Here is a 14,106-nt window from a genome sequence, read left to right on the forward strand (position 1 = left end):
GCTGAAGAAGCCGATCTCACCGGCGCCGTCGGCGATCTCGCCGTCCGCCCGGTCCTCCGGGCGCAGGTCGATGCGGCGGGACACGAACCAGAAGAAGCCGCCGCACATCGAGCAGAGCAGGAACGACAGCAGCAGCGCCACGGTGCCGACCCACTCGACCCGGCCGTCGCTGTCGGCGTACGTCCACGCGCCGTAGAGGATGGTGGCGCCGAAGAGGAACGCGGCGATGGTCAGGAAGATCTTCCACTCGGTCTTCATGCCGGACCCCTCAGCTTCCCGCGTCGGACGGGTTGAAGTTGGCGGTGTTGCGCCGCGTGTCGAAGGGCTTCGTCGTGCTGGCGTACTCGTCCTCGCCGATCGCCTTGAGCGCGTCCTGGGTCGAGTTGCCGGCCTTCTTCGCGGCCAGGAACTGCTCGTACTTCTCCGGGGAGACGACCCGCAGCTCGAAGTTCATGAAGGCGTGGTAGCTGCCGCACAGCTCGGCGCAGCGGCCGACGAACGCGCCCTCCTGGTCGATGCTGGAGACCTCGAACGTGTTGCGGATGCTGCCCGGCATGACGTCGCGCTTGAACAGCAGCTCCGGCACCCAGAACGAGTGGATGACGTCGCGGCTCTGCTCCTCGAACCGGATCGACCGGCCGCTCGGCAACACCAGCACCGGGATGACCTCGCTGGTGCCCAGCACCGAGGCGACGGTGTTGGCGTCCCGGCCCTGGCCGTCGCGGTAGTTGAACTGCCAGTTCCACTTGAAGGCGACGACCTCGACGGTGACGTCCGGGTTCTTCGTCTCCTTGACCACGTCGGTCTGCACGACCGCCGTGTAGTAGAAGAGCACGGAGACGATGAGGATCGGCGCGATGGTGTAGAGGAACTCCATCGGCAGGTTGTAGCGGGTCTGCACCGGCAGCTCGTTGCCGCGCTTGCGGTAGCGGATCACGCACCAGAAGATCAGGCCCCAGACGAAGAANACTCGGGGGTGATGCCGCCCTGCGGCCAGCCGAAGCCGCCGAACGTCTTGCCGACATCACAGCCGGTGAGCGTGACCAGCAGCGTCGCCGCGCCGAGACCGAGCCCGGCGAGTCGACCAGCACCACGCCGGCGCCCACCGGCCCCCGGGGAGGCGCTGTGCCGTACGGCCGACGGCCGTACCTCCGAACTCCTTGCGACCACCTGGTCCTGCCTCCCTAGCGCGCCGCGGCGATTGCTTTCCCTGACACCGACGGCAAAGGCGTCACCGACGGTCGCAGATTACTCGACCATGGCAGGCCGGACCGTGTTGGGGTCACTGTCCGCCCCCATCGGGGAGATCTTGGGCGTACCCGGGCGATAGCGTGGGACATCATGAGCGCATCCCCGGTCTACCTGGACGCGGCGACCGCCGCTCCGCTCCATCCGGTCGCGCGGCAGGCGATGCTGGCCGCGCTGGAGGACGGCTGGGCGGACCCGGCCCGGCTCTACGCGCCGGCCCGCCGGGCCCGCCAGCTCCTCGACGCCGCCCGGGAGGCCGCCGCGCAGACGCTCGGCGTCCGCGCCGACGAGCTGTCCTTCACCCCCAGCGGTACGACCGCGGCGCATGCCGCCGTACTCGGTGGCCTGGTCGGGCGGCGGCGGGCCGGTACGACGCTAGCGCACTCGGCGATCGAGCACTCGGCGGTGCTGCACGCCGCGCAGCGGCACATGGCCGCCGGTGGCGACGCGGTGTCCGTACCCGTGGACCGGCTCGGCCGGCTGGACCTGGACGCCTGGGCGGCGGCGGTGGCCGCGCCCGGTGTGGCCCTGGCCGCGTTGATCGGGGCCAGTCACGAGGTGGGCACCGTGCAGCCGGTGCCGGCCGCGGCGGAGTTGTGCGCCGAGGCGGGGGTGCCGCTGTACGTGGACGCGGCGCAGCTCGTCGGCCGGGCGCCACTGCCGGCGGGCTGGTCGGTGCTGACCGCCAGCGCGCACAAGTGGGGCGGCCCACCCGGCGTCGGCCTGCTGGTGGTGCGCAAGGGCACCCGGTGGGAGTCGCCCTACCCGGCCGACGAGCGGGAGTCGGGGCGTACCCCCGGGGTGGTGAACCTGCCGGCGGTGGTGGCGGCGGCGGCGAGCCTGCGCGCGGCGGCGGCCGACGCGGCGACGGAGGCGGCCCGGCTGACGCCGCTGGTGGACCGGATCCGGGCCCGGGTGGCGGCGGAGGTACCGGACGTGGAGGTGGTCGGCGACCCGGTGGACCGGCTGCCGCACCTGGTGACGTTCTCCTGCCTGTACGTCGACGGGGAGGCGCTGCTGCACGCGCTGGACCGGCGGGGGTTCGCGGTCTCGTCCGGTTCGTCCTGCACGTCCTCGACGGTGCGCCCGTCGCATGTGCTGGCCGCGATGGGGGTGTTGTCGCACGGCAACGTGCGGGTGTCGCTGCACCGGGACATCACCGAGGCGGACGTGGAGCGGTTCCTGGCCGAGCTGCCCGGGATCGTCGCGGACCTCCGCGCGCAGGCGGGGGTGACCGGGCTGTGAGCGAGCCGGACGAGATCCTCGACTGCCGGGGTCAGCGTTGCCCGCTGCCGGTGATCAACCTGGCCCGCCGGGTGCCCGCGCTGCCGGCCGGCACGGTGGTGCGGGTGCTCGCCGACGACCCGGCGGCGGCCGTGGACATCCCGGCCTGGTGCCGGATGCGCCGCCACGAGTTCCTCGCCGCTCACCCGGCCGCCGGCCCCGCCTACGACGTCCGCGTGTAAGGAGGGGCCCCTTGTTAACGCCTCCGGTATAGAAGGGGCCCCTTCTCACCGCCGACGGACGGCGGCGGCTCAGCGCAGGTAGGCGAGGATGCCGGGGAGCGGGTCGGTGGCCACGGCGGTGTCGACCACCAGGCGCGGCCCGATCAGCGGTTCGTACTCGGCGCGGCGGCGCAGCGTCTGTGCCCAGGTCGCCTGGTCGTCGGGCGGCCGGGCCTCGACCCGACGCCGGTGCTCGGCCTCGTCGCCGCAGTGCACCTCGATCAACCGCAGCGAAACGCCGGCCCGTTCGCCAGGTCGTGCCAGAGGCCACGGGCGCTGGCGACCGGGTTCACCGCGTCGACGACCACGCTCAACCCCAGGCCGAGCTGCACCTCGGCCAGGCCGGCGACCGCGCCGTACGCGGCCATTGCGGGCACGTCGCCGGCGAGGCCGTAGCGGCCCAGCGCCCGCTCGACCGGGTCGACCGGCAGGACCGGGGCGCGCAGCGCCGCGCCGACCCGGACGGCCAGGGTGGTCTTGCCCACACCGGGTAGCCCGGCGAAGGCGACCAGCAGCGGCCCGCCGCCGCCGGACGAGGCCCCGACGCCGTACGCGGCAGGGCCGCCGGTCACAGCAGGTGCGGCCGGACGTCCTCGGCGGCCGCGTCGCCGTACGACTCGGCGAGCCGCTTCACGAACAGGTCGCGGCGGACCTCGTACTCCTGGCCGCCGTAGTTCTCCAGCACCAGGGTGGCCAGCAGGCAGCCGACCTGGGCGGCGCGCTCCAGCTCGACGCCCCAGTCGAGCGCGGCGAAGAAGCCGGCCCGGAAGCCGTCGCCGACACCGGTCGGGTCGACGGCCTGCGCCTCCCGCGCGACCGGCACCCGGATGGCGCCGATCTCCCGACCGACGATCTCGACGCCCTGCTTGCCCAGCGTGGTGACGCGCACCTTCACCCGGTCCAGCAGTTGCTCGTCGGTCAGCCCGGCCTTGCTCAGCAGCAGCGACTTCTCGTACTCGTTGGTCATGAGGTATTCGGCGCCGTCGATCAGGCCGAGCACGTCCGCGCCGTCCATCCGGGCGAGCTGCTGCGACGGGTCGGCGACGAAGGCGTACCCCCGGTCGCGGCACTCGGCGGAGTGCCGGACCATCGCGGCCGGGTCGTTGGCGCTGACCAGCACCAGGTCGAGGCCGCCGAGGCGCTTCGCCACCGGGGCCAGCTCGATGTTGCGGGCCTCGCTCATCGCGCCGGCGTAGAAGGACGCGATCTGGCACAGGTCGGTGTCGGTGGTGCAGACGAAGCGGGCGGTGTGGGCCACCTCGCTGACGTGCACCGAGTCGCAGTCGACGCCGTGGCGCTCCAGCCAGGAGCGGTAGTCGGCGAAGTCGGCGCCGACCGCGCCGAGCAGCACCGGCCGCAGCCCGAGCTGGGCCATGCCGAAGGCGATGTTCGCCGCGGTGCCGCCGCGCCGGAGCACCAGCTCGTCGACGAGGAAGGACAGCGAGACCTTGTCGAGCTGGTCGGCGATGAGTTGGTCCGCGAAGCGGCCCGGGAAGCTCATCAGGTGGTCGGTCGCGATCGAGCCGGTCACGGCGATCTTCATGTCTACCCTCGCGGTCGGGAGCACGGCGCGGTCAGCCTACCGGGCGTCCGGACCGCCCGGGCGTCGGTCGGTGACCATCTGGTCGCCCCTCGCGCATCCGGACCTCACCGACCGGGTACGACAAAACGGCGGGACCACCCCGCAAGGGAGGTCNTCAGCTGAAGGAGTCGCCGCAGGCGCAGGAGTTGCCGGCGTTCGGGTTGTCGATGGTGAAGCCCTGGGCGTCGATCCGGTCGGCGAAGTCGATGGTGGCGCCGGTCAGGTAGGGGGCGCTCATCCGGTCGACGACGACCTCGACACCGCCGAAGTCGGTGACGACGTCACCGTCGAGCGACCGCTCGTCGAAGAAGAGCTGGTATCGCAGGCCGGAGCAGCCACCCGGCTGCACCGCGACCCGGAGCCGCAGGTCGTCGCGGCCCTCCTGCTCGATCAGGGCCTTGACCTTCTGCGCCGCGACGTCGGTGAGGACGACGGTGCTGGGGGCCTGCGTGGCCTCGGTCGACTCGGTCTGCGCTGGCGTGGTCACGTGGAAGTCTCCCTGCGCGGTATGAGGTCCGGACGTACTGGCCAACGCCACACGTCCGCCAGTATTCCCGGTGGTCCGCCTCCGATCGTACGCCGCGGCCGGCACCGTCACCGGGCGACGTGACCAGCGGAACGGGTCAGCGGCTCCACTGGCCGGCCAGCCGGGCGCCGAGCGCCCGCAGTCCCTCGGCGGGTCGCCCCATGGCCGCCGCCACTCCCCCGCGCTCCTCGCCGCCGAAGTGCTCGACCAGGCTGTACGCCTCGGTCACGCCGGCCGCGGCGGCCTCCCGACGCCCGGTGCTCACCCGTCCCGCCAGCACCACGCACGGCACACCGCGGTCCCGGGCGGCCCCGGCGACGCCGGCGACCACCTTTCCGCGCAGCGACNGTCCAGGCCGACCGCCCGGGTGACCAGTCCGATGCCCGAGGAGCACCGGCCACCCAGGGCGAGCACGGCCGCGCCGAGGCCGCCGGCCGCGCCGCCGCCGGGCAGCGCGCCGAGCCCGGCCGGGCAGCCCGGCAGCCGCTGCTCCAGGACGGCCGCCCAGCGTTCCAGCGCGGCGTCGAGCAGCAGCACGTCCGCCCGGTCGGCGCCCTTCTGCGGGCCGAAGACGCTGCTCGCGCCGTGCAGGCCGAGCAGCGGGTTGTCCACGTCGGTGGCGGCGACCAGCGTCACGCCGCGCAGCCGGGGCTCACCGTCGAGCCCGGCCACCGCGCCGAGCGCCGCCCCGCCGTACGGCAGCGCCCGGCCGGCTTCGTCGAGGGCGGTGACGCCGAGCGGCACGAGCATCCCGGCGCCACCGTCGTTGGTGGCCGAGCCGCCCAGCCCGATCACCACGGTCCGCGCACCCGCCTCGACCGCGGCGGCCACCAGCAGGCCCAGCCCGTACGAGGTGGTGGCCTTCGGGTCGCGCTCGGCGTCGGCGAGCAGGTGCAGGCCGCACGCCTGGGCGCTCTCCAGGTACGCCACGCCGTCGTCGGTGAGGAGGATCTCACCCGCGGCGGGACGGCCGAGCGGGTCGACCGTGGGCACCGGCAGCCGACGCCCGCCGAGGGCCTCGGCGAGCACGGCGACGAACCCCGGCCCGCCGTCGGCCAGCGGTCGGAGCAGCAGTTCGTCGCCGGGCGCGACGTCGCGCCAGCCCTCGGCCACCGCGGCGGCGACCTCCGGGGCCGACAGCGTTCCGGCGAACTTGTCCGGGCAGAGGAGCACGCGCATGCCGAGCAGTGTGGCAGGCCACATCAGCGGCGGCCGCGCGGCGGCCGGGCTGTGGGACCATGGGGGCGTGACGTCGACCTGGGTTGAGCCCTCCAACACCGCCACTGCGCTGCTGCTCCTCGGCCGCGGCAGCGACCCCGCCACCGAGCGTGGNCGGCGGCGGCGAAGGCCGCGCTCGGCACGAAGGTGTTCGTGCTGGGCCACCACTACCAGCGCGACGAGGTGATCCAGTTCGCCGACGTGACCGGCGACTCGTTCAAGCTGGCCCGGGAGGCGGCGGCCCGCCCCGACGCGGAGTTCATCGTCTTCTGCGGCGTGCACTTCATGGCCGAGAGCGCCGACATCCTCACCTCGGACGCGCAGCGGGTGATCCTGCCCGACCTGGCGGCCGGCTGCTCGATGGCCGACATGGCGGTGCTGTCGCAGGTCGAGGCCGCCTGGGACGCGCTGACCGACCTGGGTGTCGCGGCGGAGACCGTCCCGGTGACGTACATGAACTCCTCCGCCGACATCAAGGGTTTCGTCGGTCGGCAGGGCGGCGTGGTCTGCACCTCGTCGAACGCGAAGCGCGCCCTGGACTGGGCGTTCGAGCAGGGCCGCAAGGTGCTGTTCCTGCCCGACCAGCACCTGGGCCGTAACACGGCGGTGCTGGAGATGGGCTTCTCGCTGGACGACTGCGTGCTCTGGGACCCGCACAAGCCGAACGGCGGCCTCACCCCGGAGCGGCTGCGCGACGCGAAGATGATCCTGTGGCGCGGGCACTGCTCGGTGCACGGCCGCTTCACGCTGGAGAGCGTGGACGACGTGCGGGCCCGGGTGCCCGGCGTCAACGTGCTGGTGCACCCGGAGTGCCGGCACGAGGTGGTCACCGCCGCCGACCTGGTGGGCTCGACCGAGTTCATCATCAAGACAATCGAGGCGGCGCCGGCCGGTTCGGCGTGGGCGGTGGGCACCGAGCTGAACCTGGTCCGCCGGCTCGCGCTGGCCCNAACCGGATCGACCTGCCGCACCTGGTCTGGGCGCTGGAGGAGCTGGTCGCCGGCCGCGTGGTCAACCAGATCACGGTCGACCCGGAGACCGCCCGGCACGCCCGGGCGGCGCTGGACAAGATGCTGGCCCTGCCGGGGTCCTGATCACCGTCGGTGACCTTGCTGGCACGGAAACGCACCGGAAACCCCGGTTCGTTCCCTCGTTGGCGATGTGACCGATTCCATTCTCGTCACGGAGGGCTATGCTGCCGGGGCGACGACACGCGGTCCGTTTTCCGATGACCGCGATCCGGGTAGCCATGGACACCGTGGCCCCAACTTCTTACACGGCAGCACCCAACGCGCTGGAGGTTGCGTTGACCGACGACGTCCTGGTCGTACACGGAGGCACTCCGCTGGAAGGGCGGATCCGCGTCCGCGGCGCGAAGAACCTGGTGTCCAAGGCGATGGTGGCCGCTCTGCTCGGCGACACACCCAGCCGGCTGTTCGACGTGCCGCGGATCCGCGACGTCGAGGTGGTCCGCGGGCTGCTCGGCCTGCACGGGGTGAAGGTGACCGACGGCACCGAGGACGGTGAGCTGGTCTTCGACCCCTCGAACGTCGAGAGCGCCAGCACCGACCAGATCAACGTGCACGCCGGGTCGAGCCGGATCCCGATCCTGTTCTGCGGCCCGCTGCTGCACCGGCTCGGCCACGCCTTCATCCCCGACCTGGGTGGCTGCCACATCGGCCCGCGCCCGATCGACTTCCACCTCCAGGCGCTGCGCGAGTTCGGCGCGACGGTCGACAAGACCCCGGAGGGGCTGCACCTGTCCGCGCCGAACGGGCTGCACGGCACCAAGTTCGCCCTGCCGTACCCGAGCGTCGGCGCCACCGAGCAGGTGCTGCTCACCGCGGTGATGGCCGAGGGCGTCACGGAACTGCGCAACGCGGCGGTCGAGCCGGAGATCATCGACCTGATCTGCATCCTGCAGAAGATGGGCGCGATCATCAAGGTGCACACCGACCGGGTGATCGAGATCCAGGGTGTGAAGAAGCTGCACGGCTACACCCACCGGCCGATCCCGGACCGGATCGAGGCGGCGAGCTGGGCGGCGGCGGCGCTGGCCACCCGTGGTCACGTCGAGGTGCTGGGCGCCCAGCAGGCCGACATGATGACCTTCCTGAACATCTTCCGCTCGGTCGGCGGCGAGTACGAGGTCACCGACGCCCGGCCGCCGAAGCTCGGCGACCCGGGCCAGGAGGGCGGCATCCGGTTCTGGCACCCGGGCGGTGAGCTGAACGCGGTGGCGCTGGAGACCGACGTGCACCCCGGCTTCATGACCGACTGGCAGCAGCCGCTGGTGGTCGCGCTCACCCAGGCCCGGGGCCTGTCGATCGTCCACGAGACGGTCTACGAGCAGCGGCTCGGCTACACCGAGGCGCTGAACACGATGGGCGCCAACATCCAGGTCTACCGGGACTGCCTCGGCGGCACGCCGTGCCGCTTCGGCCGGCGCAACTTCAAGCACTCGGCGGTGATCGCCGGCCCGAGCAAGCTGCACGCGGCCGACCTGGTCATCCCGGACCTGCGGGCCGGGTTCAGCCACCTCATCGCGGCGCTCGCCGCCGAGGGCACCTCCCGGGTGTACGGGGTCGACCTGATCAACCGGGGCTACGAGGACTTCGAGGCCAAGCTGGCCGACCTCGGCGCGCACGTCGAGCGTCCCTGATCGCACCGCTCTCCGAGCCCGGCGCACCGCGATGTGCGCCGGGCTCGCGCGTTTGGCTACCCTTGCCGACGTGCCGTCGCTGTTTCGCCGCAAGCCCGCCGACCTCGTCGAGGAGTCCGTCACCCCGGTGACGACCGACGAGGAGTCCGCCGCCGCCCGCCCCCGGGGTTACACGCCCAGCAAGAAGGAGCTCGGGCAGACCACCCCGAAGCGCCCGGCGGCCGGTCGCCGCCCGGCCGCGCCGGCCCGTCCCCTGACCAAGGAGGAGGCCCGGGAGCAGCGCCGCGTGGCGCGAGCCGAGTCCGCGGCCGAGTTCCGCCGCGAGGGCGGCCCGCGTGACCGGGGCCCGGAGCGGCTGCTGGCCCGCAACGTGGTCGACTCCCGGCGTACGGTCGGCACCTGGTTCTTCGGCGGTGCGCTGATCGTGCTGGTCGGCTCCAACCAGGCCATGCCGCAGATCGTGCGACTGCTCTCCAACGTGCTCTGGGGCGCGCTGGCCCTCGGCGTGCTGGTCGACTCGGTGCTGATCACCCGGAAGATCAAGAAGCTGGTCCGGGAGCGGTTCCCGAAGAGCACCGAACGCCTCGGTTCGCTCTACTTCTACGCGATCATGCGGTCGATCACGTTCCGCAAGATGCGCGCCCCCGCCCCCCGGGTGGCCATCGGCGAGAAGATCTAAGTGTTAAGCGGGGCCCCTTCCTATACGCCAGGCGTTAACAGGGGGCCCTTCCTTTCATAGAGGCGGGCGACGACCGCCTCGATGTCCGGCTCGACGATGGAGATGTCGCGGAGTGTGGCCACGCCGGCCAGGGCGGCCACCACCTCGGCCACGCTCGCCGACTCCAGCGCGAACACCAGCCGGCGTCCGTCCGCCTCCACCCGCTGCACCGGCGCGCCGGGCAGCACCGGCGGTTCGGGGAGCGCGGCGTCCAGCTCGGCGACCACCATCCGGCGTGAGCCGTACCGGCGGTGCAACTCGGCGATCGAACCGTCGTGCACCACCCGCCCGTGGTCGATCACCACCAGCCGCCGGCAGAGCCGCTCGATGTCGGCCAGGTCGTGCGTGGTGAGCACCAGTGTGATGTCGCCGGCCCGGCCCAACTCGGCCAGGAAACCGCGGACCGCCTGCTTGCTGACCACGTCCAGCCCGATCGTCGGCTCGTCGAGGAACAGCACCTCCGGGCCGTGCAGCAGCGCGGCGGTCAGCTCGCCGCGCATCCGCTGCCCGAGGGAGAGCTGCCGGACCGGGGTGTCCAGGAACCCGTCCAGGTCGAGCAGATCCCGGCAGCGGGCCAGCCGGGCGGCGTGCGCGCCGGCCGGCACCCGGTAGACGTGCCGCAGCAGGCCGAACGAGTCCCGCAGCGGCAGATCCCACCAGAGCTGGGAGCGCTGCCCGAACACCACGCCGATGCGCAACGCCAGCCGGGTCCGGTCGGCGACCGGGCGCAACCCGCACACCCGTGCCACCCCGGCCGAGGGCATCAGCACACCGGTGAGCATCTTCAGCGTGGTCGACTTCCCGGCCCCGTTCGGGCCGATGTAGCCCAGCATCTCGCCGCGCTCCACCCGCAGGTCGACCCCGTCGACCGCGGTCACCGTCCGTTTCTCCCGCCGCAGCCGCCCGGCCCGCACCCGGACCGTGAATTCCTTGCGCAACCCGTCCATCTCGATGACGCTCATGACCCCGTACTCCGGTAGTGACGGATCCCGACCCGCCAGGCCAGGGCGGCGACCGACGCCGCGACCAGCGCGACACCCGGCGAGACCCAGCCCACCCAGGGTGGCAGGCCCAGCGGATCGGCGCGGCCCAGCAGCGCCAGCGCCGGGTGGTAACTGACGAACGCGAACCCCATCCCGTACGCGAACAACGCGCGGAACCAGCCGCCGTAGACGGTGATCGGGTACGAGGTGAAGTCGCGCCCGCCGTAGGTCACCGAGTTGGCCAACTCGCCCGAGTCGACCCAGTAGAACGACACCGTGGCGGTGGTGACGAAGACCGAGGCGAAGAAGACCACCGCGGCCGGCGGGACGACCACGGCCAACGCGACCCGGCCCGGCGTCCAGTCGATCCCGGCCGAGGCGAGCGCGTACAGCAGCACGGCCAGCCCGAACACCGCCCGGGACAGTTTGCGCAGCGGCACGTCCATCAGCAGCAACTGGGGCAGCGCGGCGAGCGGGCGCACCAGCACGGCGTCGAAGAGGCCGGTGCGGACGTACCGGGGCAGCCGTTCGATGTTGCCGACCAGCAGGTCGGCGGTGGCGAACCCGGACGACGACAGCCCGACCACGACGAGCGTCTCGCGCAGCGTGAACCCGCCCAGCTCGCGGGTGACCCCGAAGATCACCAGGACGGTGACCACGTCGAACACGGTCGCGCCCACGTTGCCGACCAGGTCGACCACGAACGACGTGCGGTAGGACGCCTGCGCACGCGCCTGCGCGCCGAGCAGCGACCGGTACGCCCGCAGCGCGCTGCCGCCCTCAGCCACCCTGCACCACCAGGCGACGTTCGGCGCGGCGCTGCACCAGCCGGCAGAGCGCCAGCAGCAGCACCGCCCAGCCGCACTGGATCCCGACCAGGCCCAGACCGGTCGACATCGGCTCCCGCTCGACCAGCACGTCCAGCGGGACCTGGAGGATGCTGGGGAACGGCGTGCCGTACCGCAGGGTCGACTCCAGCCAGCCGGGGAGGAAGCCGAGCGGGAAGTAGAGACCGGCCAGCACGCCCGACCCCAGCGTCCAGAGGATCATCGGGCCCCGGACGTCCTGCAACCAGTACGCGGTGGCGTTGACCAGGTACCGGCAGCCGAAGCAGATCACCACGGCGAGCAGCACGGAGAGCACGAACAGCGGCACCGTGGCCCACTGCCGGGGCAGGTAGACGGCGAAGAAGAACGGGCCGATCACCAGCGGGGGCACCAGCCGGGCCAGCGCGGCGAACCCGGCCCGGCCGACGTCGGCGGCGAGGTAGCTGGTCACCGGGTGCACCGGCCGCAGCAGGTCGGCGGCCACCTCGCCGGTGCGGATCCGGTCGGCCAGCTCGGTCCAGCCCCAGATGGCGATGACCGCCAGCAGCCCCTGCCCGGCCCAGACGAACGTGGCGAGCTGGGCCCGGTCGTAGCCGGCCACGGTGCCGGCCGCACCGGTGGCGGCGAGGAAGATGTAGCAGCGCAGGAAGCCGAAGACGGTGTTGGTGACGACGCCCGCCACGGCGGCCTGGCGGTAGGTGGCGTGACGACGAAAGCCGGCAGCCACTATCGCGCCGAATGTCCGAAACCATGGGGTAACGTGTGCGTCCGTGGGTGGTGCCACAGTGGCGGTGACCGAGCCCACGCCGCTACCCTCCTTCCGCAGCCAGACGTGCCGGACCGGGCGACTCTACCGGCGCGTTCGACGCCCAGCGCGACAATTTCCAACGAGGTGACACCGCCGTGAACGAGCGACGCGAGCCGGTTCCCGGGCCGCGCCGCGCGACCGGCGGGGGGGGNAGCGGCTGGGGCAGCTGGCGCGAGCCGGCGGAACCGGCCTGGGCCGCCGAGCCGACCCACGAGTGGGAGCCGCAGTTCCCCGGGCAGCGCTACCCCGGTGACATCGGCCTCGAACACCTGACACCACCGCCGCGACGGACCGTGGTCGGGCGTGCCGAGGTACGGCCGGTGAGCCCCGCTCCCGACGACATGCACCCGATCAGCCCGGCCGGGCCGCACCACGTCGGATCGCACCCGGTCAGCCCCGCCGGATCGCACCCGGTCAGCCCCGCCGGATCGCACCCGGTCAGCCCCGCCGGGGCGTACCCGGTCAGCCCCGCGCCCGGCGGCGGCAGGTACCCGGTCAGCCCGGCGAGCCCGCACGGCACGTACCCGGTCAGCGCCGCGCCGGCCGGCGGGGCGTACCCGGTCAGTCCCGCCGGTCCGGATGCGTCGGGAGCGCGGTACCCGGTCGGCCCGCCCGAGCGGCGCGGGTCCGGTCCGGGCAGTTCCCCCGGTCCGGACGGCCGGCGCGCGTCGTTCCCGGTGAGCCCCGACGGTCCGGACCGGACGCGGGACGACCGGCGCGGGTATCCGTCCGGGCCCGGCCCGGACGGTCGGCGCCCCTGGCCCGAGCAGCGGCCCGGCTCCGAGCCGTCGCCCGAGCGTCTCGACCAGCGCTGGACCCGGCCCGGCGCGTCCCCACACCGCCCGGCTCCGCCCGCGTCCGAGCCCGGATGGATGCCGGAGCCGAACGAGGCCCCGCGTGCCGAGCCGGGCTGGTCCGAACGGCGCCGACCGCTGGACGGTCGCGGCGCCGCCCCGGACGGGCGGTGGGGTCCGGCAGCCGACCCACGGCGGGACCGTACCTCCGACGGGCGTCACGAGCGCTCGCTCGACGGGCACCGCGGCTTCCCGGACGAGCGCCGACCCCCGTCCTACGACCCGCGGCGCGACGCCGCGCACGCCGGCCCGCACGACACCGTGCATGACGGCCGGCGCGACACCGGTCCCGGTCGGCCCGCCGGCTGGGCCGTGCCCCCGCCGGAGCACGACGCCGCCGCCCGTGACGGTCGGCGTGACCCGGTCCGTCCCACCACGGACCGGCGCGAGCCGACCGGCGGCCGATGGGACGACGGCGCGGGACGCCGGGACGTCGCCGCGTACACCGAGGCCCCGCACCGGGCCCCCGAGGACGGGCATCGCCCACACCGGACCGAACCCGACCGGTACGGTGCCGCGCGTCCCGCCGCTGACCAGCGGTGGGACGGCGCGCGCCCGCCGGTCGAGCGGGTGCGCCCCCAGCAGGGCGAGTGGCCGGTCATCGAGCCCCGGCCGCGCGTCGAGCCCGCCGCGTACCGGCCGGACGATCGACACCGCCCGCCCGTGGAGCGGCCGGTGCCGCCCGGGTATCCGGTGCCACCGGCCGACGGCGTGCGCCCGGACGGCCGTCGCCCCGGCCAGGATGGTCCCGGCCGCCCCGAGCCACGGGACATCCGGCCGGCCGCCGCCGAGCAGGCCGAATCCCGCTACGCCCGCCCCACGGACCCACGCGACACCCGACCGCCCGGCACTGTGGCCCGCCCCGAGCAGCCCGGCACTGTGGCCCGCCCCGAGCCGGGGCGGGCGCGACCGGAGCCGGCGGGCCGGCGGNCGGCGTCCCGCGGGATCAGTGGAGGGCCCGGCCGGACGAACACGGGCCCACCCGCGCCGCCGACGCCCGAGGCGCGGCACCGGTCGAGCCGGCAGCCCGTACCCGTCCCGACGACGGCCGGCCTCGTTCCGCCCCGGCGCGGCCGGATCAGGCGCCGGTCGCACCGAGCAGCCCCGGGGAACGGCCGACCCCGCCCCGGGCCGACGACGCCCCGGCCCGGCCGGTACCACCGGTGCGACGGCCG

At 73.8% G+C, this 14,106-nt stretch carries 11 protein-coding genes and 4 pseudogenes; 5 read left to right on the forward strand and 10 right to left on the reverse strand.

What is annotated here, in order from left to right:
- Together ctaF and ctaC are read right to left on the reverse strand one after the other, a co-directional pair.
- Positions 1–258, reverse strand: a pseudogene (ctaF, locus tag B1205_RS21760) (aa3-type cytochrome oxidase subunit IV); the annotation flags it as partial.
- Between the two features lie 10 nt (positions 259–268).
- A pseudogene (gene ctaC / locus B1205_RS21765) lies at positions 269–1,170 on the reverse strand (aa3-type cytochrome oxidase subunit II).
- A gap of 171 nt (positions 1,171–1,341) precedes the next feature.
- Between ctaC and B1205_RS21770 the strand changes: the two are divergent.
- Positions 1,342–2,493 (forward strand): cysteine desulfurase family protein, encoded by a 1,152-nt coding sequence (locus tag B1205_RS21770; protein WP_089157287.1) that lies wholly within the window; start codon positions 1,342–1,344, stop codon positions 2,491–2,493.
- Positions 2,490–2,714, forward strand: a complete 225-nt coding sequence (locus B1205_RS21775) for a sulfurtransferase TusA family protein (RefSeq protein ID WP_089157288.1) — start codon at positions 2,490–2,492, stop codon at positions 2,712–2,714. Before B1205_RS21770 ends, B1205_RS21775 begins: the two co-directional genes overlap by 4 nt.
- Before the next feature lie 69 nt (positions 2,715–2,783).
- On the opposite strand, the gene B1205_RS32080 is transcribed toward B1205_RS21775, so the two are convergent.
- From B1205_RS32080 to B1205_RS21795, 5 genes and pseudogenes are all read right to left on the reverse strand, one after another.
- The gene (locus B1205_RS32080) at positions 2,784–2,978 is read right to left on the reverse strand and encodes a hypothetical protein (protein WP_254910113.1); all 195 of its coding nucleotides are present in this window, start codon (positions 2,976–2,978) and stop codon (positions 2,784–2,786) included.
- Entirely contained in the window at positions 2,975–3,325 is a 351-nt protein-coding gene (locus B1205_RS32085) for an AAA family ATPase (RefSeq protein WP_254910114.1), read from the reverse strand. The genes B1205_RS32080 and B1205_RS32085 overlap by 4 nt, the downstream gene beginning before the upstream one ends.
- On the reverse strand, positions 3,322–4,296 hold the full coding sequence (locus B1205_RS21785; RefSeq protein ID WP_089157289.1) for a carbohydrate kinase family protein: 975 nt from the start codon (positions 4,294–4,296) through the stop codon (positions 3,322–3,324). Before B1205_RS21785 ends, B1205_RS32085 begins: the two co-directional genes overlap by 4 nt.
- Positions 4,297–4,450: 154 nt before the next feature.
- Positions 4,451–4,822, reverse strand: a complete 372-nt coding sequence (erpA, locus tag B1205_RS21790) for an iron-sulfur cluster insertion protein ErpA (protein ID WP_089157290.1) — start codon at positions 4,820–4,822, stop codon at positions 4,451–4,453.
- 136 nt (positions 4,823–4,958) lie between these two features.
- Positions 4,959–6,064 (reverse strand): annotated as a pseudogene (locus B1205_RS21795) (glycerate kinase family protein).
- A gap of 43 nt (positions 6,065–6,107) precedes the next feature.
- On the opposite strand from B1205_RS21795, the pseudogene nadA reads away from it, so the two are divergent.
- From nadA to B1205_RS21810, 3 genes and pseudogenes are all read left to right on the forward strand, one after another.
- A pseudogene (nadA, locus tag B1205_RS21800) lies at positions 6,108–7,173 on the forward strand (quinolinate synthase NadA).
- Positions 7,174–7,385: 212 nt separating this feature from the next.
- Complete coding sequence (murA, locus tag B1205_RS21805) at positions 7,386–8,741, forward strand: UDP-N-acetylglucosamine 1-carboxyvinyltransferase (RefSeq protein ID WP_089157291.1); 1,356 nt, start codon at positions 7,386–7,388, stop codon at positions 8,739–8,741.
- Positions 8,742–8,772: 31 nt separating this feature from the next.
- Complete coding sequence (locus tag B1205_RS21810) at positions 8,773–9,420, forward strand: DUF3043 domain-containing protein (RefSeq protein WP_176308721.1); 648 nt, start codon at positions 8,773–8,775, stop codon at positions 9,418–9,420.
- Positions 9,421–9,440: 20 nt separating this feature from the next.
- Here B1205_RS21810 and B1205_RS21815 read toward each other — a convergent pair whose 3' ends face one another.
- From B1205_RS21815 to B1205_RS21825, 3 genes are read right to left on the reverse strand one after another with little or no spacing between them, the layout of a single operon-like run.
- Positions 9,441–10,421 (reverse strand): ABC transporter ATP-binding protein, encoded by a 981-nt coding sequence (locus B1205_RS21815; RefSeq protein ID WP_089157292.1) that lies wholly within the window; start codon positions 10,419–10,421, stop codon positions 9,441–9,443.
- Complete coding sequence (locus B1205_RS21820; protein WP_089157293.1) at positions 10,418–11,230, reverse strand: ABC transporter permease; 813 nt, start codon at positions 11,228–11,230, stop codon at positions 10,418–10,420. Before B1205_RS21820 ends, B1205_RS21815 begins: the two co-directional genes overlap by 4 nt.
- Positions 11,223–12,074 carry an ABC-2 family transporter protein gene (locus tag B1205_RS21825; RefSeq protein WP_089157294.1) on the reverse strand — a complete coding sequence of 284 codons (852 nt, stop codon included), beginning with the start codon at positions 12,072–12,074 and terminating at the stop codon, positions 11,223–11,225. The genes B1205_RS21820 and B1205_RS21825 overlap by 8 nt, the downstream gene beginning before the upstream one ends.
- Positions 12,075–14,106: the final 2,032 nt, after the last annotated feature.

It is taken from the genome of Micromonospora sp. NBS 11-29 (assembly GCF_002140155.1).
Lineage (GTDB): Bacteria > Actinomycetota > Actinomycetes > Mycobacteriales > Micromonosporaceae > Micromonospora.